20 protein-coding genes and 1 tRNA gene are annotated in these 21111 nt (G+C 64.4%); 17 read left to right on the forward strand and 4 right to left on the reverse strand.

The window, feature by feature from the left end:
* Nucleotides 1–28 precede the first annotated feature (28 nt).
* The 7 genes from VNC39_RS03905 to moaA all read left to right on the forward strand — a co-directional run bounded on the left by VNC39_RS03905 (nucleotide 29) and on the right by moaA (nucleotide 6863).
* Nucleotides 29–487, forward strand: a complete 459-nt coding sequence (locus VNC39_RS03905) for a GatB/YqeY domain-containing protein (RefSeq protein WP_325396373.1) — start codon at nucleotides 29–31, stop codon at nucleotides 485–487.
* 106 nt (nucleotides 488–593) lie between these two features.
* Nucleotides 594–2387, forward strand: coding sequence for a DNA primase (gene dnaG, locus VNC39_RS03910; protein WP_325396374.1), 1794 nt, complete (start codon nucleotides 594–596; stop codon nucleotides 2385–2387).
* Between the two features lie 83 nt (nucleotides 2388–2470).
* The gene (gene rpoD / locus VNC39_RS03915) at nucleotides 2471–4381 is read left to right on the forward strand and encodes an RNA polymerase sigma factor RpoD (protein WP_325396376.1); all 1911 of its coding nucleotides are present in this window, start codon (nucleotides 2471–2473) and stop codon (nucleotides 4379–4381) included.
* 1 nt (nucleotide 4382) lies between these two features.
* Complete coding sequence (locus VNC39_RS03920) at nucleotides 4383–4970, forward strand: GNAT family N-acetyltransferase (protein ID WP_325396378.1); 588 nt, start codon at nucleotides 4383–4385, stop codon at nucleotides 4968–4970.
* Nucleotides 4967–5617, forward strand: coding sequence for an RluA family pseudouridine synthase (locus VNC39_RS03925; RefSeq protein WP_325396380.1), 651 nt, complete (start codon nucleotides 4967–4969; stop codon nucleotides 5615–5617). Before VNC39_RS03920 ends, VNC39_RS03925 begins: the two co-directional genes overlap by 4 nt.
* Complete coding sequence (locus VNC39_RS03930; protein ID WP_325396382.1) at nucleotides 5604–5783, forward strand: DUF3553 domain-containing protein; 180 nt, start codon at nucleotides 5604–5606, stop codon at nucleotides 5781–5783. Before VNC39_RS03925 ends, VNC39_RS03930 begins: the two co-directional genes overlap by 14 nt.
* A gap of 93 nt (nucleotides 5784–5876) precedes the next feature.
* A complete protein-coding gene (moaA, locus tag VNC39_RS03935) occupies nucleotides 5877–6863 on the forward strand; it encodes a GTP 3',8-cyclase MoaA (RefSeq protein WP_325396384.1) in 987 nt (328 codons plus the stop codon).
* Between the two features lie 155 nt (nucleotides 6864–7018).
* Here moaA and VNC39_RS03940 read toward each other — a convergent pair whose 3' ends face one another.
* Nucleotides 7019–7606, reverse strand: coding sequence for a TetR/AcrR family transcriptional regulator (locus tag VNC39_RS03940; protein WP_325396386.1), 588 nt, complete (start codon nucleotides 7604–7606; stop codon nucleotides 7019–7021).
* A 191-nt stretch (nucleotides 7607–7797) separates the two neighbouring features.
* Here VNC39_RS03940 and VNC39_RS03945 point away from each other — a divergent pair, with 191 nt between their 5' ends.
* The 4 genes from VNC39_RS03945 (at nucleotide 7798) to radC (ending at nucleotide 14567) form a co-directional block, all read left to right on the forward strand.
* Nucleotides 7798–9303: an efflux transporter outer membrane subunit gene (locus tag VNC39_RS03945; protein ID WP_325396388.1), complete on the forward strand. Its 1506-nt coding sequence runs from the start codon at nucleotides 7798–7800 to the stop codon at nucleotides 9301–9303.
* Nucleotides 9304–9316: 13 nt separating this feature from the next.
* The gene (locus VNC39_RS03950) at nucleotides 9317–10462 is read left to right on the forward strand and encodes an efflux RND transporter periplasmic adaptor subunit (protein WP_325396390.1); all 1146 of its coding nucleotides are present in this window, start codon (nucleotides 9317–9319) and stop codon (nucleotides 10460–10462) included.
* A gap of 4 nt (nucleotides 10463–10466) precedes the next feature.
* Nucleotides 10467–13547 carry an efflux RND transporter permease subunit gene (locus VNC39_RS03955; RefSeq protein ID WP_325396392.1) on the forward strand — a complete coding sequence of 1027 codons (3081 nt, stop codon included), beginning with the start codon at nucleotides 10467–10469 and terminating at the stop codon, nucleotides 13545–13547.
* Nucleotides 13548–13808: 261 nt separating this feature from the next.
* Complete coding sequence (gene radC / locus VNC39_RS03960; RefSeq protein WP_325396394.1) at nucleotides 13809–14567, forward strand: RadC family protein; 759 nt, start codon at nucleotides 13809–13811, stop codon at nucleotides 14565–14567.
* Here radC and VNC39_RS03965 read toward each other — a convergent pair.
* On the reverse strand, nucleotides 14562–15335 hold the full coding sequence (locus VNC39_RS03965) for a methyltransferase domain-containing protein (protein ID WP_325396396.1): 774 nt from the start codon (nucleotides 15333–15335) through the stop codon (nucleotides 14562–14564). The two genes, radC and VNC39_RS03965, sit on opposite strands and share 6 nt — an antisense overlap.
* Here VNC39_RS03965 and VNC39_RS03970 point away from each other — a divergent pair, their 5' ends adjacent.
* From VNC39_RS03970 to VNC39_RS03980, 3 genes are read left to right on the forward strand one after another with little or no spacing between them, the layout of a single operon-like run.
* Entirely contained in the window at nucleotides 15336–16067 is a 732-nt protein-coding gene (locus VNC39_RS03970) for a ComF family protein (RefSeq protein ID WP_325396398.1), read from the forward strand. It begins immediately after the preceding gene.
* Between the two features lie 43 nt (nucleotides 16068–16110).
* On the forward strand, nucleotides 16111–16368 hold the full coding sequence (gene grxC / locus VNC39_RS03975; RefSeq protein ID WP_325396400.1) for a glutaredoxin 3: 258 nt from the start codon (nucleotides 16111–16113) through the stop codon (nucleotides 16366–16368).
* Nucleotides 16365–16820: a DUF1178 family protein gene (locus tag VNC39_RS03980; RefSeq protein WP_325396402.1), complete on the forward strand. Its 456-nt coding sequence runs from the start codon at nucleotides 16365–16367 to the stop codon at nucleotides 16818–16820. Before grxC ends, VNC39_RS03980 begins: the two co-directional genes overlap by 4 nt.
* Before the next feature lie 171 nt (nucleotides 16821–16991).
* On the opposite strand, the gene mbfA is transcribed toward VNC39_RS03980, so the two are convergent.
* Nucleotides 16992–17948 (reverse strand): iron exporter MbfA, encoded by a 957-nt coding sequence (gene mbfA, locus VNC39_RS03985; protein ID WP_325396404.1) that lies wholly within the window; start codon nucleotides 17946–17948, stop codon nucleotides 16992–16994.
* A 510-nt stretch (nucleotides 17949–18458) separates the two neighbouring features.
* On the opposite strand from mbfA, the gene VNC39_RS03990 reads away from it, so the two are divergent.
* The gene (locus VNC39_RS03990) at nucleotides 18459–18617 is read left to right on the forward strand and encodes a hypothetical protein (protein WP_325396406.1); all 159 of its coding nucleotides are present in this window, start codon (nucleotides 18459–18461) and stop codon (nucleotides 18615–18617) included.
* 61 nt (nucleotides 18618–18678) lie between these two features.
* Here VNC39_RS03990 and VNC39_RS03995 read toward each other — a convergent pair.
* Nucleotides 18679–18752: transfer RNA gene (locus VNC39_RS03995), tRNA-Cys, on the reverse strand.
* Between the two features lie 173 nt (nucleotides 18753–18925).
* On the opposite strand from VNC39_RS03995, the gene VNC39_RS04000 reads away from it, so the two are divergent.
* On the forward strand, nucleotides 18926–19582 hold the full coding sequence (locus VNC39_RS04000; RefSeq protein ID WP_325396408.1) for a protein-L-isoaspartate O-methyltransferase family protein: 657 nt from the start codon (nucleotides 18926–18928) through the stop codon (nucleotides 19580–19582).
* Entirely contained in the window at nucleotides 19579–21084 is a 1506-nt protein-coding gene (locus VNC39_RS04005) for a TolC family outer membrane protein (protein WP_325396410.1), read from the forward strand. The genes VNC39_RS04000 and VNC39_RS04005 overlap by 4 nt, the downstream gene beginning before the upstream one ends.
* The last annotated feature ends 27 nt before the right edge of the window (nucleotides 21085–21111 follow it).

Below are 21111 nucleotides of genomic sequence, written 5' to 3' on the forward strand. Positions count from 1 at the left end.
TTATCGCAGTTCTTTGAGGAGCAGAAAATTGAGTTTGCGTGAAACCATCACCGCCGCCGTGAAATCCGCCATGCTGGCGCGCGACGCCGAGCGGACCTCCGCCCTGCGCATGATCCAGGCGAAGCTGAAGGATACCGACATCGCCGCCCGGCCGAAGGGCGTCGAGGCCGTGCCGGATGAGGAAATTTTCGCCATGCTGCGCTCAATGATCAAATCGCGCCGCGATTCGGTAACCCTGTACCGCCAGGGCGGGCGCGAGGAGCTGGCCGCCAAGGAAGAGGCGGAGATCGCGGTGATTGAGGAGTTTTTGCCGCATACGCTGAGCGGCGGCGCGCTCCAGGCGGCGATTACCGAGGCGGTCGCGGCGTCCGGCGCCACCGGCGCGAAAGACATGGGCAAGGTCATCGGCGCGCTGAAGGCCAAGCACGGCGCGGCGCTCGACATGGCGGTGGCCTCCGCCGCGGTGAAGGCGGCGCTCGGAGCATGATGACTTTGGGTCAATCACGCTCCAAGCTTTTTCCTGCGAGCGATCGCATGGCTCAATCGAACCGCTTCGCGATTCGATTTCAAGCCATATCGCTCTAGCTGACCGCATGGCTCTCCCGCCGAATTTCCTCGATGAGTTGCGGGCGCGAACGCCGATCGCCGCGGTGATCGGCCGCTCCGTCAAGCTCGTCCGCTCGGGGCGGGAGACCAAGGGCTGCTGCCCGTTCCATGGGGAGAAGACTCCGTCTTTTTATGTTTATGACGACCATTACCATTGCTTCGGCTGCGGCGAGCATGGCGATGTCATCAGTTTCGTGATGAAGACGGGCGGCGCCGGCTTCATGGAGGCGGTGGAGACACTGGCCCAGGAAGCCGGGCTGGAGGTGCCCAAGGCCAGCCCGCAGGCGGCGCAGGCCGAGCAGCGCCGCGCCGGCATCACTGACGTGCTGGAAGCGGCCGGCGAGGTCTACCAGGACTGGCTCTGGGCGCCGGAGGGCAGGCCGGCGCTGGACTATCTGCGTGGGCGCGGCCTGACGGACATGACGATCCGGGCGTTCGGCTTGGGCTGGTCAGGCGAGGGGCGCGGCGCGCTGGCGGCCGCCTTGCGGGGCCGGAACATCAAGCCCGAGCAGCTCGTGGAGGCCGGGCTGATGAAGCAAAGCGAGCGCGCCCCGGTGGACATGTTTTTCGGCCGCGTGATGTTTCCCATCGCCGACCGGCGCGGCGGCAAGATCAGCTTCGGCGGCCGGCTGCTGGGTGACGGCCAGCCCAAATATGTGAACGGCCCGGAGACGGCGGCGTTTTCCAAGCGCCGCTCGCTCTATAATCTGCATGTCGCCCGCGAGGCGGTGCGCAAGGGCGAGCCCCTGATCGTCGTGGAAGGGTATATGGACGCGATCGCCCTGGTCCAGGCGGGGTTTCGCGGCGCGGTGGCACCGCTCGGCACGGCGCTGACCGAGGACCATCTCGACGAGATCTGGCGGCTGACGCCCAGCCCGGTGATCTGTTTCGACGCCGATGCCGCCGGGCGCCGCGCGGCGTTGAAAACCGTGGACCTGGCGCTCACGGGGCTGGCGCCGGACCGGACGCTGCGATTCTTGCGCCTGCCGGAAAAGGACGACCCGGACAGTCTGGTGAAACGCGAGGGGGCGGCTTCGTTCAGGGCCCGGCTGGACGCGGCGGAACCCCTGTCCTCGGCACTCTATGACATGCTGGCCGAGGGGGCCAGCCGCGCCACGCCGGAGGCACGCGCGGCGTTTCGCCAGCGTTTGGTGGAAACCGCCGGCCGTATCCCGGACAAGGGGCTGGCCGGGGAGTATCGGTCGCTGCTGCTCGACCGGTTTTTCGCCGAACGCGGCGGCAAAGCCGGCAAGGGCGCGAAACCAAGCAAAAGCCCCGCCTTCGTGCGCGCCCCTCTCCCGGATGGGGCGGAGGCCAATCTGCGCCGCGCCCGCCAGTTGCTGGCGATTTTGCTCCTGCACCCGGTTCTGATCCCCGAGGTGGAGGAGGCGTTCGCCCGCGTCGCCCTGCCGGACGCCTATGCGCGGCTGCGCGACGTGGTGAGTGGTTTTGCAAGCGGTCCAAAAACCCTTGACACGGACAGGCTGTTCACCCACTTGGGGAGCCTTGGGCTTGCCGACGAGGCAAGGCAGCTCCTGGTGGCCGCCGCCGCGGAGCACCGCCTCGATCCCGCGGCGAGCCCGGCCGAGATCGCGCGAACCTGGTGGAGTTGGTACATTTTGATGGATTTCAGCATCGACATGTTGCGCAGCCAGCGCGATGAGCAACAGCATTATTGGTCGGCACATCAGGACGATCCCGCCGCCTGGGCGCGGCTCGTGAAATATAACGAGCTGCTCCGCCAGGCCATGGCGGGGGAGCACGGAGCGGTGGATGGCTGACGACAATCGGCCCCGCTTCTTGCCTATTTCTGCTTCCTTCAAATAAACACCCCGTTTCGAATTCCCCGGAGTACCGCCTGACCATGGCAACGAAGCCCGCCGCCACCCCAGAACAGCCCGCACAGGAAGTCGAGGTCGACGCAAACGTGCTGGACACCCAGTCCGCCGCGGTTAAACGCCTGATCGCCAAAGGCAAGGAGCGCGGCTACATCACGTTCGATGAGCTGAACGCGGTTTTGCCGGCTGAACAGAATTCCTCGGAGCAGATCGAGGACATCATGGCGATGCTCTCGGAAATGGGCATCCAGGTGGTGGAAAGCGAGGAAGGCGAGGACCCGGAAGCCGCCTCCCTGGTCAAGGAAGAGCCGGCCGACGACGAAGAGGGGCCGGCCGGCAACGTGTCCGACAGCGCGGTCAGCCGCACCGACGACCCGGTGCGCATGTATCTGCGCGAAATGGGCACGGTGGAATTGCTCTCGCGCGAGGGCGAGATCGCCATCGCCAAGCGCATCGAGGCCGGGCGGGACATGATGATCCGCGGCCTCTGCGAAAGCCCGCTGACCTTCCGCGCCATCATCGCCTGGCATGAGGCGCTTAATAACGGCCGTGTGCTGCTGCGCGACGTGATCGACCTCGAAGCCATGGAAGCCGGCAGCGAGCCCGGCGCCGCGGAGGCGTTCGAAGCCAGCGAGGATATGGACGAGGACGAGGACGTCGAGGGCGCCGGCATGTCGCTGGCGGCTTTGGAGGAAAAGCTCAAGCCGGAGATTTTCACCCATTTCGAGGAAATCGAAAAACTCTATGACAAGCTGGCGAAGCTGCAGCAGAAGCGGCTCGACAACCTGACCGCCGGTGGCGACGTCAATTCGCGCTCGGAAAAGACGTATGAGAAGCTGCGCGACGAGCTGGTGGCCAAGGTCGAGCAGGTGCGGCTGCATAATAACCGCATCGAGGAGCTGGTGGCGCAGCTCAAGGTGCTGAACCAGCGCCTGAACGGGCTGGAAGGGCAGATTTTGCGCCTCGCCGAGAGCGCCAAGGTCACCCGCGAGGAGTTTCTGCAGCATTACCGGGGCCGCGAGATGGACCCGAACTGGATGCACGATATCGCCGAGCTGCCGGGCAAGAGCTGGAAGGAATTCGCGAAGAAATTCACGCCGCAGGTGAATGAGCTGCGGGCGCAGATCGGCAAGGTCGCTTCCGAGGGCGGGCTGCCGATCGAGGAATTCCGCCGCGTCTATACCACCGTGTCGCGCGGCGAGCGGGATTCCACCCGTGCCAAGAAGGAGATGATCGAGGCCAATCTGCGGCTGGTGATCTCGATTGCGAAAAAATACACCAATCGCGGCCTGCAATTCCTGGACCTGATCCAGGAAGGCAATATCGGCCTGATGAAGGCGGTCGATAAATTCGAATATCGCCGCGGCTACAAATTCTCGACCTATGCCACCTGGTGGATCCGCCAGGCGATCACCCGCTCGATCGCCGACCAGGCGCGCACCATCCGCATCCCCGTGCATATGATCGAGACGATCAACAAGCTGGTGCGCACCTCGCGGCAGATGCTGCACGAGATCGGCCGCGAGCCGACCCCGGAAGAGCTGGCCGACAAGCTCGGCATGCCGCTGGAAAAAGTGCGCAAGGTGCTGAAAATCGCCAAGGAGCCGATCTCGCTGGAGACGCCGATCGGCGATGAGGAAGACAGCCATCTCGGCGATTTCATCGAGGACAAGGGCGCAATCATTCCGCTCGACGCCGCGGTGCAGGCCAATTTGCGCGAGGCGGCGACGCGGGTGCTGTCATCGCTCACGCCGCGCGAGGAGCGCGTGCTGCGCATGCGCTTCGGCATCGGTATGAACACCGACCACACGCTCGAAGAGGTCGGCCAGCAATTCAACGTGACCCGCGAGCGTATCCGCCAGATCGAAGCCAAGGCCCTGCGCAAGCTGAAGCACCCGTCGCGGAGCCGCAAGCTGCGCAGCTTCCTGGACGACTGAGATGCTGGACTACACCCGCGCGCTGCCGGATGAGGTTGTCGACCGGGTTGTGGTGCGGGTGACGTTTTTGCGCATGAACCGGCGCCCGGCGCGGCCGTTCACGGTGCTGCCGCCGGGTTTCATCCTGCGGGTGGAGAGGCTGGATACGAAGACCTACCGGCAGATCTACGACGCCGTCGGCACGCCCTGGCTCTGGTGGCTGCGCCGGATGATGCCCGATGAACTGCTGCGCCAGCATCTGGCGAACCCGGCGGTGCGGGTCCATGTGCTGCGCAAGGATGGCGCGGTGCGCGGCTTTTTCGAGACCGATGCCAGTCATTGGCCGGATGTGAATCTCAATTATTTCGGCCTGGTGCCCGAGGAGATCGGCCACGGGCTTGGCAAATTGCTGCTCGATGCGGCGATTGACGCGGTGTTCCTGCGGACGCCGGGTCTGCACGGCATGACGTTGAACACCTGCACCGCCGACCATCCCCGCGCTTTGCCGAATTATCTGGCGGCCGGGTTTCAGGAGGTGAGGCATGTGCGGGAGGTATGGGACATTCCGCGCCGGCTCGGCTTCAAGATTCCGGAGCGTCTGCGCGGGTGAGCGCGGCCGTGCCAGCCTTGCTGTTTGGCGATGCGCGCTGTCTGGTGGTCGACAAGCCGGCCGGGTTGCCGGTGCATCCCGGCCGCGCCGGCGGCTCCAGCGTGGAGGATTTTTTCCCGCTCTGGCGGCGCGGCAAGGCCGGCCCCTGGGCGGCGCACCGGCTGGACCAGGACACTGCCGGATGCCTTGTGATCGCGTTGAAAAAGACCGCGCTCCTGGAAGCGCAAGCCTGCTTTGCCGCGGGGGAGGCGCAGAAGACCTATTGGGCGGTGGTGCAAGGCGTGCCAGTGGCGCAGGAAGGCGTGGTCGAACTGCCGCTCGGCAAAGTGACCACGGGCCGGGCCTGGAAAATGGCGCCGGACCAAAGCGCCCCGCGGGCGGTCACGGCGTGGCGGGTGCGGGGGCAGGGGGCTGGAATCGCCTGGCTGGAATTCGCGCCGAAAACCGGCCGGACGCATCAGATCCGCGCCCATGCCGCCGCGATCGGCCATCCGATCCTGGGCGATGCGGTGTATGGCGGCGGCGCCGGGCGGCTGCATCTGCTGGCCCGCGCAATTCGGCTGAAGCAGCCCGACATTTTTGCCACCGCCCCGGTGCCGCCCCATATGCGGGAGCGGATGAAGGAGTGCGGCTATGCAGAGATCTGAGTTCGAGCCGGGGCACTATGTCCGCCATCCGCACAAGCCGGAATGGGGACTGGGCCAGGTGCAGAGCGCCATCGGCCGGCGCGTGACGGTGATGTTCGAGAATGAAGGCAAGGTCGTGATCGATACCGGCGTGGTGGCGTTGGAAAGCGCAGAGGTGTATGAATAATAGAGTTTAAAACTTTTGTTTTCGCGGGCCTGCCTTCGAAAATCCGATTGCTTCGTATCTTGCAACGGGACCGGAAGACTCCGTAATAGCGCCATGATTGACCCTTTTGGCCGCACGATTTCTTATCTCCGCGTTTCGGTGACTGACCGCTGCGATTTTCGGTGCGTGTACTGCATGGCCGAGGACATGGTCTTCCTGCCGAAATCGGATTTGCTGACGCTGGAAGAGCTCGACCGGCTATGCCGCGCCTTCATTCGCCGCGGCGTGAAGAAGCTGCGCCTGACCGGCGGCGAGCCGCTGGTGCGGCGAAACATCATGCAGTTGATCAACAGCCTGGGCGGCGAGATCGGCAATGGGCTGGAAGAGCTGACTCTGACGACCAATGGCAGCCAGCTCGGCAAATATGCCGGCGATCTCGTGCGGGCCGGCGTGAAGCGCATCAATGTCAGCCTCGACACGCTGGATGAGCAGAAATTCGCCGCCATCACGCGCTGGGGCCGGTTGCCGCAGGTGCTGGATGGGCTGATGGCGGCGAAGGATGCCGGGCTCAAGGTGAAGATCAACGCCGTGGCGCTGAAAGGCGTGAACGAGGATGAGTTCGACCGCATGATCGAATGGTGCGGCCTGCATGGCTTCGATCTCTGCCTGATCGAGACGATGCCGATGGGCGAGGTGGATGAGGACCGCACCGCGCAATATCTGCCGCTTTCGGTGGTGCGGGCGAGACTCGGCCGGCGCTGGAGCTTAAGCGAGAGCAGTTACGTCACCGGCGGGCCGGCACGCTATATGTCGATCGCCGAGACCGGGCAGCGTCTCGGCTTCATCACGCCGCTGACGCATAATTTCTGCGAGAGCTGCAACCGCGTGCGCCTGACCTGCACCGGCACGCTGTATATGTGCCTGGGCCAGGACGACGCGGCGGATCTGCGCACCCCGCTGCGGGCCGCCGCCGATGACACGGCCTTGGACGCGGCCATCACCGAGGCGATCGCGCGCAAGCCGAAAGGCCACGATTTCGTGATCGACCGCCGCCATGCGCGCCCCGCCGTGGCGCGGCATATGTCGGTGACGGGCGGTTAGACGGAAAGAAAGGAAGGAGGCGCTACTCTTTGTGAACAAAAAGTAGCAAAAAAACTTTGTTATGCAGGGTCATGGGCGTTGTCGGCGACACAGCCTCAGGCCCAGCATAAAAAAGTTTTTGCGCCGCTTTTTTCAAAAAGCGGCTACTTTCTTTCTTAGTTTTTCTGGGCCTTCACGGCCCCGCATCCGGCAACAAAAATATCCACCGCCTGGCGCACGCGTTTTTCCAGCGCTTGCCGGGTGGGCGGGGCGCGGAAGCCGATCAGCACGCCGAGGTGAAATTCGCCGATTGCCATGCCGAACAGCATGGCTGCCATCTCCTTGGCCTGCTCGGCAGGGCAGCCATGCTGAACCGCGATGTCGGTGAGGCAGGATTCCAGCTGGCTTTTGGCTTTGCTTACGCGGTTGCGGTGAAACACCCGGCCGAGATCAGGACTGTGCGTATACTCCGCCATGATCAGCCGCAGGATGGCGATTTGCCCGGGCGAGAGCAGGAAGCGGGCAAGGGCCATAAGATTCGCCGTCAGCAGCTCGTGAATCGTCCAGTCGCTGTGCGGTTCGGGAAAATTCAGCAGAGAGTGCCGATGCGTGAGCAGGGCGCCGAACAGCTCCGCCTTGGAGTCGATCATCGTGTAGACGGTCTTTTTCGACATGCCGGCGGCTTTGGCGACGTCGCTCATTGTCGCCGTATGGTAACCTTTCGCCAGAAAAATATCTTCCGCCGCGGTGACCAGCTGCAGCATGCGGTCGGCATTGCCGGCCGCGGACGGCGCGGAGCTTCGGGGCGATCGGGCGGTTTTTGTTGGCGCCGGCATGTGTTGCAGAATAGCGTAATGCGGAAAACTGGCAAGTTTCCTTTGCTTGAATCGTTGGTCGCACGTCATTCGGAAAACACTCGCTTGACCAATAAAATGAACGCGGTTAGGTGGGTGGCATGAAACCAACGGGTTTCCTTCTCCGTGCCTGCGCTCCGCTGCTCACTGCCGGCCTGACGGCTTGCGCGGTGGGTCCGGATTTTCATCAGCCGCCCGCGCCCCAAGTGGCGCTGACGCCCACCAAGCTGCCTGCCGCCACCGTTCCGGCCGATGGCAAGGTGCAATATTTCCGCGACGGCGCCGACATCGCGGGCGATTGGTGGTCGCTCTATCACAGCGCCGAGCTGAATGCGCTGATCGAGGCGGCGCTCGCGCATAACCCGACCTTGCAGGCCAGCCAGCAGACGCTGATTCAGGCGGAAGAGACGGTCCGCGCTCAGCAGGGTGGTTTGTTCCCCAGCGTGTCGGCGGGCTTCCAGGTCACGCGCGAAAAGGTTTCGTCGGCAGAGTTTGCCACGTTCGGGGCGACCGGCCAGGTGACCACGGCGACCATTCCGCCCTTCACGCTTTATAACACCGACCTCAGTGTTTCTTACGCGCCGGACGTGTTCGGCGGGTTGCGCCGGCAAATCGAAAGCCAGGCCGCGCAAGCCGACTACCAGCGCGACGAGCTGGAGGCGGCGTATCTCACATTGACCAGCAACATCGTCACCGCGGCAGTCACGGAAGCATCGCTGCAAGGGCAGATCGACGCCACGAACAAGGTGATCGATGCGGAGCGCCAGGTGTTGTCGATTCTCGTCACCCAGGTCGGGTTGGGCGGCGTGGCGCAGGCGCTGGTGTTGCAGGAGCAGGCGACGCTTTCCGCCGCCGAGGCCACGTTGCCGCCGCTGCAGTCGCAACTGGCGCAGACGCGCAACCAGTTGGCCGTCTATGTCGGCACCTTTCCGGGCGATTTCCACGAGGCCGATTTCACTTTGGCCGATCTGACCCTGCCGCAGGACGTGCCGGTGAGCCTGCCCTCGGCGATCGTGGCGCAGCGGCCTGATATCCAGGCGGCGGCCGCCCAATTGCATGCCGCCTCGGCCGATCTCGGTGTCGCCGATGCCAACCTGCTGCCGCAATTCACGCTGACCGCGCAGCTCGGCCACCAGGCCTTGACCACCGGCACGCTGTTCACGCCGCAGAGCCTGATCTGGAGCCTGATGGCGGGCGTCACGCAGCCGCTGTTCGAAGGCGGCACGCTGACGGCGCAGCGCCAGGAAGCTTTGGCGGCGCTGCGCGCGGCCGGCGCGCGCTACCAGGCCACCGTGCAGTCCGCCTTCCAAAACGTTGCCGACGCGCTGCAGATCCTGCAATATGACGCCATGACGCTGGCGGCCGCGCAGGCGGCCGAAAATGCCGCGGCGAACAGCCTGGCGGTGACTACGGCGCAATACAGGCTCGGCGGCCAACCGTTCACGGCGGTGCTGACCGCCCAGACCACGTATCAAAACGCGGCGATCGCCGAGGTGAAGGCGGCGGCCGCACGGCTGACCGATAGCGCGGCGCTTTACCAGGCCCTGGGTGGCGGCTGGTGGCACCGCCAGGACGTCGCCAGCACCTGTTGCGGCATTATTCCATGAGGGTGACGAGATCATGAGTACGGCTAGCAAAACCGCATTGCGCATGGTTCTCATGCTGATCGTTGTCGGCCTGGTGTTCGGCGGCGTGTTCGGCTACGGCGCGGTGCGCAGCATTTTCATTGCCAAATTCCTCGCGGGTTTCGGCAACCAGGCGCAGACGGTGGCCACCACCACCGCCACCACGTCGAGCTGGCAACCGACGCTGAGTTCGGTCGGCAGCATCGTGGCGGTCAATGGCGCCAATCTGTCCGCGGAAGTGGCCGGCATTGTCGACACCATCGATTTCAGGTCCGGCGAGGATGTGCCGGCCGGCGCGCTGCTGCTGACGCTGCGGCCCAACAACGACCCGGCCGTGCTGGCGCAATTGCAGGCGACCGCCGCCCTCGATGAAATCAATTATGAACGCGATGTGAAGCAGTTCCGCGCCAATGCCATCGCGCAGAGCCAGGTGGATACTGACCGCGCCAACCTGCAGGCCGCCCAGGCCCAGGTGCAGGCGCAGCAGGCGCTGATGGTGGAGAAGCATGTCCGCGCGCCGTTTGCCGGACGGCTCGGCATCCGCGAGGTCGATATCGGCCAGTATCTGTCGGTCGGCACCGCCATCGTCACGCTGCAGCAGCTGAACCCGCTTTATGTCGATTTTTATCTGCCGCAGCAGGCGCTGAGCCAGCTGCAAGTAGGGCAGAGCGTGAATGTCGCGGTCGATGCTTTCCCCGGCCGGACGTTCCCCGCGAAAATTTCCGCCCTGAATACGGTGGTGGACAACACGACCCGCAGCGTGCAGGTGCGCGCCACGCTGGCGAACGACGATCTGCTGCTGCGGCCGGGCATGTTCGCCACCATCAAGGTCGAGACCGGGACGCCGCAGGAACTCGTCACGCTGCCGCAGACGGCGCTTACCTACAATCCTTACGGCACCACCGTGTATACGGTGCAGCACCAGGCCGGAGCGCAAGGCAAGCCGCTGCTCACCGCGCAGCAGGTGTTCGTCACCACCGGGGATACAAGGGGCGACCAGGTTGCGGTGCTCACCGGCGTCGCGCCTGGCACCGAGGTGGTGACCGCCGGCCAGCTGAAGCTGCGCAACGGCGCGCCGGTTGTGGTGAACAACACGGTCACGCCGCCGAACGATCCCAACCCCACGCCGCCGAACGAGTAGCGCGATGAAACGTTTTACCGATCTTTTCATCGCCCGTCCGGTGCTCGCCATTGCGGTGAGCATCCTGATCCTGGTGCTGGGCCTGCGCGCCATCGGGTCGCTGCCGGTGCAGCAATATCCCCAGACCGAGAACGCCACCATCACCATCACCACCACCTATCCCGGCGCGTCGCCGGATGTGGTGGCCGGGTTCGTGACGACGCCGATCGAGAACGCGGTCGCCCAGGTCAACGGCATCGACTACATGACGTCGACCAGCGACACCAGCACCAGCACCATCACCATCAATCTGGTGCTGAATCACGATCCGGACGCGGCGCTGACCGAAATCACCGCCAAGGTGAACTCGATCCTCAACCAGCTGCCGTCCGGCACGCAGCAGCCGGTGCTGACCCTGCAGGTGGGGCAGACGATCGATGCGATGTACATCGCCTTCCGCAGCACCGTGCTCTCGGCCAATCAGATCACCGATTACGTCACGCGCGTGGTGCAGCCGCAATTGCAGGCGGTGAGTGGCGTGCAGACCGCGGAGATTCTCGGTGGCCAGAATTTTGCCATGCGTGTCTGGCTCAATCCGCAGAAGCTCGCGGCTTATGGCCTGACGGCCTCGAACGTATGGACGCAGCTCGGCAACAACGACTTCATCGCCGCTTTGGGCAATACCAAGGGCACGATGACGCAGGTGACGTTGACCGCCTCCACCGCCCTGCACACGCCTGAGGAATTCGGCAACCTGATCCTGAAACAGGCGAATGGCGCGATCATCCATCTGCGCGATGTCGCCGACGTGTCGCTCGGCGCCGACGATTACGACCAGCATGTGACGTTCGACAACAAGCAGGGCGTCTATATCGGCATCAAGGTGGCGCCGGGCGCGAACCTGATCAACGTCATCGGCGGCGTGCGCAATGTCTTTCCCTCGATTCAGGCGAATCTGCCGAGCGGTCTGACAGGCACCATTGTTTATGACTCCACGGAATTCGTGAACGCCTCGATCCATGAGGTGCTGATGGCGCTGCTCGAGGCGATGGTGATCGTCACCTTCGTGGTGTTCGCCTTCCTCGGGTCGCCGCGCTCGGTGTTGATCCCGGTGATCGCGATCCCGCTGTCGCTGATCGGCGCTTTCGCGATGATGGCGGCTTTCGGCTTCTCCATCAATCTGCTCACGCTGCTCGCGCTGGTGCTCGCCATCGGCCTCGTCGTGGACGATGCGATCATCGTGGTGGAAAACGTCAACCGCCATCTCGATGACGGACAAAATCCGATCCTGGCGGCGCGCGAGGCGGCCAAGGAGCTGGGCGGGCCGATCATCGCCATGACCGTCGTGCTGATCGCCGTCTATGTACCGATCGGCCTCCAGAGCGGCTTGACCGGCGCGCTGTTCACGGAATTTGCCTTCACGCTGGCCGGCGCGGTGACGATTTCCGCCATCGTCGCGCTGACGCTGACGCCGATGCTTTCCTCGCGTTTCCTTAAGCCGATCGATCGCGCCCATCCCAATTGGGAAGGTAAGCTGATCGGCTTCATCGACCGCCGGTTCAACGAGGTGCATCATGTCTATACCAGGATGCTGAGCAGCAGCCTGGAAACGATTCCGGTCACTCTGGTGTTCGCAGCCATCATCCTGAGCAGCATTTATTTCCTGGCGCAGGGGTCGAAGAGCGAACTGGCTCCGATGGAGGACCAGGGCGCGGTGCTGCTCTCCGCCACCTCGGCGCCGGACGCGACGATGACGCAGCGCGCCATGTGGGACACGTATCTCAACTCCGTCGTTCTGAAGCTTCCCGAAACCGAGCACACATTCCAGATCGACGTGCCGGGCACGGAAATTGTCGGGTCGGTGCTCAAGCCGTGGGATCAGCGCACCCGCACGGCCGACACGCTGCAGACGGTCCTGCAGAACGAGGCCAATGCCGACGATGCCGGCCAGCAGGTTGCGGCCTTCCAGTTGCCGCCGCTCCCGGGCAGCCAGGGTTTGCCGGTGCAGTTCGTCATCAAGACGACCGATGATTTCACGCGGCTTTATCCCACCAGCCAGGCGTTGTTGCAGGCGGCGCTGCGGAGCGGCAAGTTCATCTTTCTGCAGAGCGATCTCAAGCTCGACCAGCCGCAGGCGAACATCATCATCGACCGCGCCAAGGCGGCCGATCTCGGGCTCAACATGTCGGATGTCGGCGCCGTTCTCGGTGAGGCGCTCGGTGGCGACTATGTGAATTATTTCGACCTCGACGGCCGCTCTTACAAAGTGATTCCGCAGGTGCAGCGCACGTCGCGCCTGAATGTCTCGCAGTTGAACAATTATTACGTGACATCGGTGAACGGCATCAACGTGCCACTCTCCTCGATCGCCCGCATCGAGAACACGGTGATCCCGGAAACCATCAATCACTTCCAGCAGCAGAATTCCGCGACCCTGCAAGGCGTGGCGGCGCCAGGCGTGAGCCAGGCGGAGGCATTGAAGACCCTGCAGGATCTGGCGACAAAAATTCTGCCGCCGGGCGACCATATCGATTATGGTGGGCAGATGCGGCAGTTCGTGCAGCAGAGCAGCAGCTTCATTCTCACCTTCATCTTCGCCGTTATCATCATCTTCCTGGCACTTTCGGCGCTGTTCAATTCCTTCCGCGATCCGCTGATCATTCTGGTTTCGGTGCCGCTGTCGATCGCCGGGGCGATGAGTTTCATCTATCTCGGCTTCGGCGGTCTGTCGCTGAACATCTACACCGAGGTCGGGCTGGTGACGCTGATGGGGCTGGTCTCCAAACACGGCATCCTGATGGTCGAAGTGGCGAACGAGGCGCGTCTGGCCGGCATGGGCAAGCGCGAGGCGATCGAATACGCCGCCAATATCCGGTTGCGGCCGATCCTCATGACCACCGCCGCCATGGTACTGGGCGTGGTGCCGCTGATCATCGCGACCGGGGCAGGGGCGGCGTCGCGCTACGCGATGGGCATGGTCATCGCCGGCGGGCTCTCGATCGGCACGATGTTCACCCTGTTTGTGGTGCCGGCGGTGTACATGGTTCTGGCCGGTAAGAAACAGGCGGAAGCCGAACCGGAGGCAAAGCCGGCGCCGGCTGAGTAAGCAAGAAAGGCTACTTTTTGTGAACAAAAAGTAGCAAAAAAACTTTATGACTCTGGGCGGAGGGGCTGAAGGTTCCGGCGGTGCGTAGCACCGTTGGAATAGGCTCGGAGGGCATGGGCTGTGTCGGCGACAACGCCCATGGCCCAGCGTAACAAAAGTTTTTTGTGCCGCTTTTTTCAAAAAGCGGCCACTTTCTTCCTCTTGCCATGCGACGCTTCACGGTTTGATGTCGTAACGTTTTTGTGGCACGTTCAGCGTGCCATGCCAAAGGCCCGTTCCACTGCTGGTTTTGCCGACGCGGCGCCGCTATTCGGCGGGCTGTCGCCGGAAAACCGTCCGGCCAAGCCGGCTTTGGGCGTGGAGGGGCACCGTGCCAGGCTGCGGGCGCGCTTTCTGGCCGGCGGGCCCGACGCCATCGCCGAGCATGAGCTGATCGAAATGACCCTGTTCATGGCGCTGCCGCGGCGGGACACCAAGCCGCTCGCCCGGGCGCTGCTTGCGCGTTTTGGCTCCTATGCCGCGGCGATTTCCGCCAGCGTGCCGGACTTGCTCGAGGTCGAGGGCCTGGGTGAAGCCGGCGCGGCGGCGCTGAAAACCGTGCAGGCGGCGGCGCTGCGCCTGGCCAGGGCCGAAGTGCTGCACCGCCCGGTTTTGAACAACTGGGACCGGCTGATCGACTATTTGCAGGCCGTCCTGTCGCGGGAAAAGATCGAGCAGTTCCGCGTGCTGTTCCTGGATAACCGCAACCGGCTGCTGGCCGACGAGGCGCAGAGCACCGGCACGGTCAACCACACGCCGGTTTATCCGCGCGAGGTGGTGAAGCGGGCGCTGGAGATGCACGCCAGCGCCATCATCCTGGTCCATAACCATCCCAGCGGCGATCCATCCCCCAGCGTGGAGGACATCGAGATGACGCGGGAGATCAAGCGCGCGGCCGAGGCGCTTGCCATCACGCTGCACGACCATGTCATCATCGGCAACGGCGAATGGCTGAGTTTCCGCAAGACGGGTTATCTATGAGGCCCAGCCCGTGAGCACCGCCATGCGCAGCCGGGCGATGATCCGGCCGTCGCGCTGCGGCATCTGGCCCAACGCCGCCGGAAACAATGCCGCCGGCACGAATGTTTTGCGCCGCGCGCGCAAGGCGTTGGTCTCGCCGGCATCGCGCAGATCGTGCAGCAGCGCCAACGGATTGGCGTATAATAACTCGATCTCTTCCACATCGGCGACGGGGAGTGAAAACCCGGCGCGCTGGAGCAGACCGGCGCAATCGGAGAGTTCCGGAAAGGGAGACACGCGCGGGCTGACGCCGCCGGTCAGGCTTTCTTCCGCCTCGAGCAGGGCGGTGCGCAGATCCTGCAGCGTGCCGAGCGCCGGCAGGCTGGCGAGCAGCAGCCCCTCCGGTTTCAGGGCCCGGCGCAACTGGATCAGCGCGCCGGGCAGGTCGGTGAACCAGTGCAACGACAGATGCGCCACCACCAGATCGTATCGTTGCGGCTCCAGGCGGAAATCTTCGGACTCGATCAATAACGGGGTGCCGCCCGCGCGGGCCGCCATAAGCGCGGATATATCCGCGCTGTCCACGCTCATGCCACGCTGGCGCAGCGCCGGCGCGATCGCGCCGCGGCCGCCGAAATCCAGTGCGGTGGTGAAGCGCCGGCTGGTATCGTCCAGACGGTCGAGCACGCGTTCGGCGAGATCGCTGAGCACCGGGGCGAGATGCGCGATGCGCGGCGCCGCCCGGTCGCGATGCCGGCGCACCGCGTCGAAATCGAAAATCTGCTCCACATGAAAACCTTTCTGACGCAGCTGCTGGATACGCTTCTGCCGCCGTCTTGTCTCGCCTGCGACGCGCAGGTGGCGGCGGATGGGCAGTTTTGCGCCGCCTGCTTCCGCCGCATGAATTTCATTTCCGCGCCGTTCTGCGAGTCCTGCGGCGTGCCACTGCCGTTTGCGGGCGCGGCGGGTGAGGGCGGGTGCTGCCAGCGTTGTGAAATCTCGCCGCCTGCCTTCACTCAGGCGCGGGCGGCGTTGCGGTATGATGCAGCCTCGCGCGGGGTGATCACGGCGTTTAAATACGCCGACCGCACCGAGGCGGCGCGCGGTATCGCCCAGCTGATGCTGCGCCCGGGCCGCGAGCTGCTGGCGCGCGCCGACCTGCTGGTGCCAGTGCCGCTGCATCCCGCGCGGCTGCGCTGGCGTTGTTATAATCAGGCGGCCCTGCTGACGAGCCGCCTTTCCCGGCTGACGGGCCGGCCATGCGCCCTCGACGCGCTGCGCCGGGAGAAGGCGACGGCGCCGCTGGAACGGCTGAGCCGGGCCGGCCGCGAGGCGGAGCTGGCGGGTGCCATCGTCCCGCGCCAGGGCTTCACCGCCACGAACCAGACCGTGCTGCTGATCGACGATGTGATGACCACCGGCACCACCGCCAATGCCTGCGCCCTGGCGCTGCGCGCTGCCGGCGCCGCGCGGGTGGACGTGCTCACCGCCGCGCGCGTGGCCGATCCCAGCCTTGCCTGAGGGAGATCTTGCATAATGCACTGCCTCGGCTAGATGAATCATTATGCCCGTGATCGAGATTTACACCCAGGATTTCTGCCCCTTCTGTGCCCGCGCGCTCAGCCTGCTGCGCAAAAAGGGCGTCGAATTCATGGAAATCTACGCCCCGCCGGGCTCGGCCCGGCGCGCGGAGGCGCAGGAGCGGGCCGGCGGCAAAACATCGGTGCCGCAGATTTTCTTCGATGGGAAACTGATCGGCGGCTGCGACGACATGATGGCGCTCGAGCATGCCGGCAAACTGGACCCGTTGCTCGGCCTATGATCCACTATCAGCTGCGTTGCGACGCGGCTCATGAATTCGATGGCTGGTTTGCCAACAGCGAAGGCTTTGAAAGCCAGGCGCAGCGAGGGCTGGTCGCGTGCCCGGTCTGCGGGGACACCAAAGTCACGCGCGCGCTGATGACGCCAGGCATTCCGCGCAAGGGGGAGAAAGCCCCGGAGGCCGCACCGCCGGCCCCGGCGCCGGTCAGCCCCGCGGCGGGCGGGGCGATCCCCGATGCCGTGCGCACCGCGTTGCAGCGTCTGCGCCAGGAGGTCGAGGCCCATTGCGACTATGTCGGCGCCGATTTTGCCGAAGAGGCGCGCCGGATTCACCATGGCGAGGCCGAGCGGCGCGGGATTTACGGCGAAAGTTCCGAAGAGGAGGCTGCCTCCCTCGCGGAAGAAGGCATCGACATCGCGCGCATCCCCTGGGTGCGGCGGACGGATAGCTAACAGCAGGAAGACAGCAGGAAGAAAGCGCTACTTTTTGTGAACAAAAAGTAGCAAAAAAACTTTATTATGCTGGGTCATGGGCTTTGTCGCCGATAACGCCCGTAGCCCAGCATAACAAAAGTTTTTGCGCCGCTTTTTTCAAAAAGCGGCGACTTGCTTTCCTTTTCTTCCTTAACCGTTGCCGATCAGCACGCCGGTGGCGAACACCAGCGCGCCGCCGAACGCCACTTGAATCGTCGCGCGGAGCGGCGAGGTATCCATGAAGCGCCAGCGCACCCACGAGATCGCCGCCAGTTCCACCACCACCACGCAGATGGCGACAAGCAAAGCAAGATGCAGGTTGGGGATGAGGAAGGGCAAAGTGTGACCCAGGCCGCCCAGCATCGTCATGAGTCCGGTCACCGCGCCGCGAATATAGGGCGTGCCGCGCCCGGTCAGGCTGCCGTCATCGGAGAGCGCTTCGGCGAAAGCCATGGAAATGCCGGCGCCCACCGAGGCGGCGATGCCGACGATGAAGGCGGAGAAAGGATGATGCGTGGAAAAGGCGGCAGCGAAAATCGGTGCGAGGGTGGAAATCGACCCGTCCATCAGCCCGACCAGACCCGGTTGCACATATTGCAGCATGAAAATCTGCTTGGCCCGCGCATCCTCGCTCTCGCGGGTGTGCGTGGGCAGATTTTCCGCCGAGAGCGTGTCGGCGCGGTGCTCGTGCTCCTGCTCCGCCTCGGCCAGGTCGCCGAGCAGCTTGCGGATCGAGACATCGGTCGCGCGCGCGGCCGCCTGGCGGTAGAAGCGCTGGGTTTCGGATTCCATGCTCTCGGCGAGCTTGCGGACATCGTCGATGCTCGGCTTGGGCAGCTGCCAGACCGGCTTGCGGGCGCTGAAGCCGCGCACATCCTGGCGGCGGATCAGCGGAATATGGTCGCCGAATTTCTGCTGGTAGATGTCGAGCAGGCGATGCCGGTGCTCGTTCTCCTCAACGGCCATGGCCGTGAAGATCTTTGCCGAAGCCGGGAAATCCTCGCGCAGCCGTTCGGCGATGTCGTTATAGATGCGGCCGTCCTCTTCTTCAGCGCCGATCGCCAGCGCCAGGACCTCACGTTCGGAAAGCTGTGAGAAATCTCGCATGGAATACTCCTTATCGGAGGGTCATCTGACTGCGGAACGCGCGCCGGTCAAGCCGATAATATCTACTTGCGAATGCGTTTCATTGGCAAAAAAACCGAGGTTTTTCGCGGGTTTTCCCGGGTCGCTGGCAGGCGGGGTTGCCAAAGTCGCAAGACCGTACGATACGGAATCGAAATTAATTGTCAGTTCGTGGCGGATTCGTAAAAAATGTTGTGGGGGATTTCCGAGACCATTGCCGCTTCTGTGCGGGGCGGAGGGGAAAGCGGCCTGCGCTCGCCGCCGCCGGGCTGCCTGGCTTGGCGGTGCCGGCGGCGGCATCGCGGGGGGCGCATTTCCCAAGGAACGGCAATATTGGGAGGCCAACATAGCGGCGGACATAGCAGGGTTTCGTTAAGCTCTGGCCGGCATGATGCGGCGGCAGCTTCATGATCGAATGGCTGCCACGCGATTGCATCATAGTCTTGCCAAAATTGGCGTTCTTTCTAGGCGCATCGCAGCAAGGAGAAGGCCATGGAAGGCACAGACTACATGCGGAAGCTGGAAGAGCTGGACTGGCTGTTCAACGACCCGGAGGCGCCGGTGGAACCCGCCCGGCTCTGGCGCTTGCTCGCCGAACTGGTCCGGCACGATCGCGCGCCACTCGGCAGGAATCCGCCTGCCCGGCACTGACAGAAGCCGCGCGCGGCAGGACTCACGCCAGCCTGGCCTGCGCGTCACGCGCGTTCGCCCTTGGAGGTCCGGGCGGGAATCGAACCCACATTCGCGGATTTGCAGTCCGCTGCATCACCACTCTGCCACCGGACCTCAAGGCGCGCGGGTCCGCTGTATATCCTCGGGTCGGTCGCGCCGGTCAAGCCATGTGTGTCAGGCTTGTATCAGAATGGTTCATTCGCTGCACCGCAGCGGTGCCGCAGTTGAGTTATGCTTGGGCCGGCCGCTATAAGGGCCTCCATCATCGTTTGGACAGAAGGCTTTCCATGGCAAACCAGACCGCTCACGATATTGCGCGCGAAAAAATGGTCGACAGCCAGGTGAGGCCGAATCTGGTGCATGACGACCGCATCATCGACGCGATGCGCGCCTTGCCGCGCGAGGCGTTCGCCCCTTCCGGCGCCTTCGCCTATGCCGATGCGGATATCGATCTGGGGCAGGGCCGTTACCTGCTCTCGCCAATGGTTACCGCCCGGCTGGCGCAATTGGTGATGGCGAGCAGTCCCGCCCATGTGCTCGTGGTCGGCGCCGGCAGCGGCTATGCCGCCGCCGTGCTGGCGGCCTGCGGCGCGCAGGTGGTGGCGCTGGAGGAGGAAACCCGCCTCGACACCGGCGCGCTGGCCCGATTCGCCCCGAAGGTCGAAGCCGTCACCGGGAAGCTCGCCGCCGGCTGGCCTGCCTCCGGCCCGTATGATGCGATTTTCATCGATGGCGCGGTGCCCGCCATTCCCGCGATTTTCGCCGCGCAGCTAACGCCGGGTGGGCGGCTGGTGACGATCTTGGCCGATCATGACGAGCCGGCCGGCCTGGGCCGCGGCGTGGTCGCCGAGGCGACCGGCAACGGTTTTGCCGTGGTGAAAATGTTCGACTGCACGGCGCGCATTCTGCCCAGCTTCCGGCGCGCGCCGGAATTTGCTCTGTGAGGCGTGCCGGTCCGTTGCGCGGATTTTTGTTGTGCGGCGCTGCCGCCGGCGCCGTTTTGGCCGTGCCGCATGCGGTCCGGGCTGCGGAGCCGACCACGCTGACCCAGGCTCTGGCCGAAGCGTACGCGAATAACGCGACGCTGCAGGAGCAGCGCGCCTCCTTGCGCGCCACCGACGAGACCGTGCCGACCGCTTTGTCCGGCTGGCGCCCGACTGTCACGTTTTCCGAAACCGCCGGTCACATCAGCGGCAATGAGACGGAGCCGGTGACGTCGCTGGACGTCGCCGCCGGCAAGACCACGTTCCCCGTTGGCCGCAGCGAATCGCTCGCGCAGATCACGCTGACGCAGCCGATCTATAGCGGCGGCAAAGTGGTCGCCTCGACGCATCAGGCGAAGAACTCGGTCTATGCCGCGCGGGCGCAGCTGCTCGCCGCCGAGCAGACCGTCTTCCTCAATGTCGTGACCTCCTATGTCACGGTGATCACCGACGAGCAGGTGCTGGCGCTCGACCAAAGCAACCAGGAAGTGCTGGCACAGCAGCTGCTGGCGACCAACGACCAGTTCAAGGTCGGCGAGATCACGCTCACCTCGGTGGCGCAGGCCCAGGCGGCACTCGCCCAGGCGAAGGCGCAGGTCGAGATCGCCGCCGGCAACGTGCAGATCGCACGCGAGAATTTCCGCGCGCTGGTCGGCGACTACCCGGGCAAGCTGCGGCCGCCGCAGCCGTTGGAGCTGCCGGTAAACTCCAAGGACCAGGCGGCCAATGAAGCCATCGCCAATAACCCGAGCGTGGTCGCGGCGGAATTCACCGATGCCTCCAACAAGGATGCGGTGGATGTGGCCTTCGGCAGCCTGCTGCCGCAATTGAACCTGCAGGTTGCAGGCTTCAACGAACAGAACCCGGTGCTGCCGGAGTCCAAGATCACCGGCGGTGAGGTGCTGGGCGAGCTGAGCGTGCCGCTTTACCAGGGCGGCGCGGAATATTCCGCCATCCGCGCGGCCCGCGCCAGAGAGCAGCAAAGCTTCGCCGCGATCCTCGATGCGCAGCGCACCGCCTACGAACAGGCGACCCAGTCCTGGGTCGGGCTGGTATCGTCCCGCGCCGCGATCATCAGCACCAATGCCGAGATCCAGGCCAATGCCATCGCCCTGGAAGGGACCGAGCGTGAGCAGCTGGTCGGGACCCGCACCACGCTGGACGTGCTGAACGCGCAGCAGCTGCTGCTGAACAGCCAAGTGCAGCAGGTGCAAAATATCGCGACATTGGTGGATAATTCCTATACGGTGGCGGCGGCGATCGGCCGTCTCACCGCCACCGATCTCGCCCTTCCGGTCACGCATTATGATGACCAGAAATACTATAACGCGGTGAAATATGCCGGGTTCGGTACCGGCGAGTCGGCGGACAGGGCGGTGGGCGTCGCCCCCAATGGTATCTTGCTCGATGCGAGCGGCCACCCGATCACAGCAGACGAGCCAGTGCCGCCTCAGGCACCCTGAGAGGCAAGTTGATGAGCGACTCAAACG

It is taken from the genome of Acidocella sp. (assembly GCF_035535915.1).
Lineage (GTDB): Bacteria > Pseudomonadota > Alphaproteobacteria > Acetobacterales > Acetobacteraceae > Acidocella.

Excerpts from the sequence above, each read along its gene's own strand:
- dnaG (WP_325396374.1), top strand. The coding sequence starts at position 594 with ATGGCTCTCCCGCCGAATTTCCTCGATGAGTTGCGGGCGCGAACGCCG.
- rpoD (WP_325396376.1), top strand. The coding sequence starts at position 2,471 with ATGGCAACGAAGCCCGCCGCCACCCCAGAACAGCCCGCACAGGAAGTC.
- VNC39_RS03920 (WP_325396378.1), top strand. The coding sequence starts at position 4,383 with ATGCTGGACTACACCCGCGCGCTGCCGGATGAGGTTGTCGACCGGGTT.
- VNC39_RS03930 (WP_325396382.1), top strand. The coding sequence starts at position 5,604 with ATGCAGAGATCTGAGTTCGAGCCGGGGCACTATGTCCGCCATCCGCAC.
- moaA (WP_325396384.1), top strand. The coding sequence starts at position 5,877 with ATGATTGACCCTTTTGGCCGCACGATTTCTTATCTCCGCGTTTCGGTG.
- VNC39_RS03940 (WP_325396386.1), bottom strand. The coding sequence starts at position 7,606 with ATGCTGCAGCTGGTCACCGCGGCGGAAGATATTTTTCTGGCGAAAGGT.
- VNC39_RS03945 (WP_325396388.1), top strand. The coding sequence starts at position 7,798 with ATGAAACCAACGGGTTTCCTTCTCCGTGCCTGCGCTCCGCTGCTCACT.
- VNC39_RS03950 (WP_325396390.1), top strand. The coding sequence starts at position 9,317 with ATGAGTACGGCTAGCAAAACCGCATTGCGCATGGTTCTCATGCTGATC.
- VNC39_RS03955 (WP_325396392.1), top strand. The coding sequence starts at position 10,467 with ATGAAACGTTTTACCGATCTTTTCATCGCCCGTCCGGTGCTCGCCATT.
- radC (WP_325396394.1), top strand. The coding sequence starts at position 13,809 with ATGCCAAAGGCCCGTTCCACTGCTGGTTTTGCCGACGCGGCGCCGCTA.
- VNC39_RS03970 (WP_325396398.1), top strand. The coding sequence starts at position 15,336 with ATGAAAACCTTTCTGACGCAGCTGCTGGATACGCTTCTGCCGCCGTCT.
- grxC (WP_325396400.1), top strand. The coding sequence starts at position 16,111 with ATGCCCGTGATCGAGATTTACACCCAGGATTTCTGCCCCTTCTGTGCC.
- VNC39_RS03980 (WP_325396402.1), top strand. The coding sequence starts at position 16,365 with ATGATCCACTATCAGCTGCGTTGCGACGCGGCTCATGAATTCGATGGC.
- mbfA (WP_325396404.1), bottom strand. The coding sequence starts at position 17,948 with ATGCGAGATTTCTCACAGCTTTCCGAACGTGAGGTCCTGGCGCTGGCG.
- VNC39_RS03990 (WP_325396406.1), top strand. The coding sequence starts at position 18,459 with ATGGAAGGCACAGACTACATGCGGAAGCTGGAAGAGCTGGACTGGCTG.
- VNC39_RS04000 (WP_325396408.1), top strand. The coding sequence starts at position 18,926 with ATGGCAAACCAGACCGCTCACGATATTGCGCGCGAAAAAATGGTCGAC.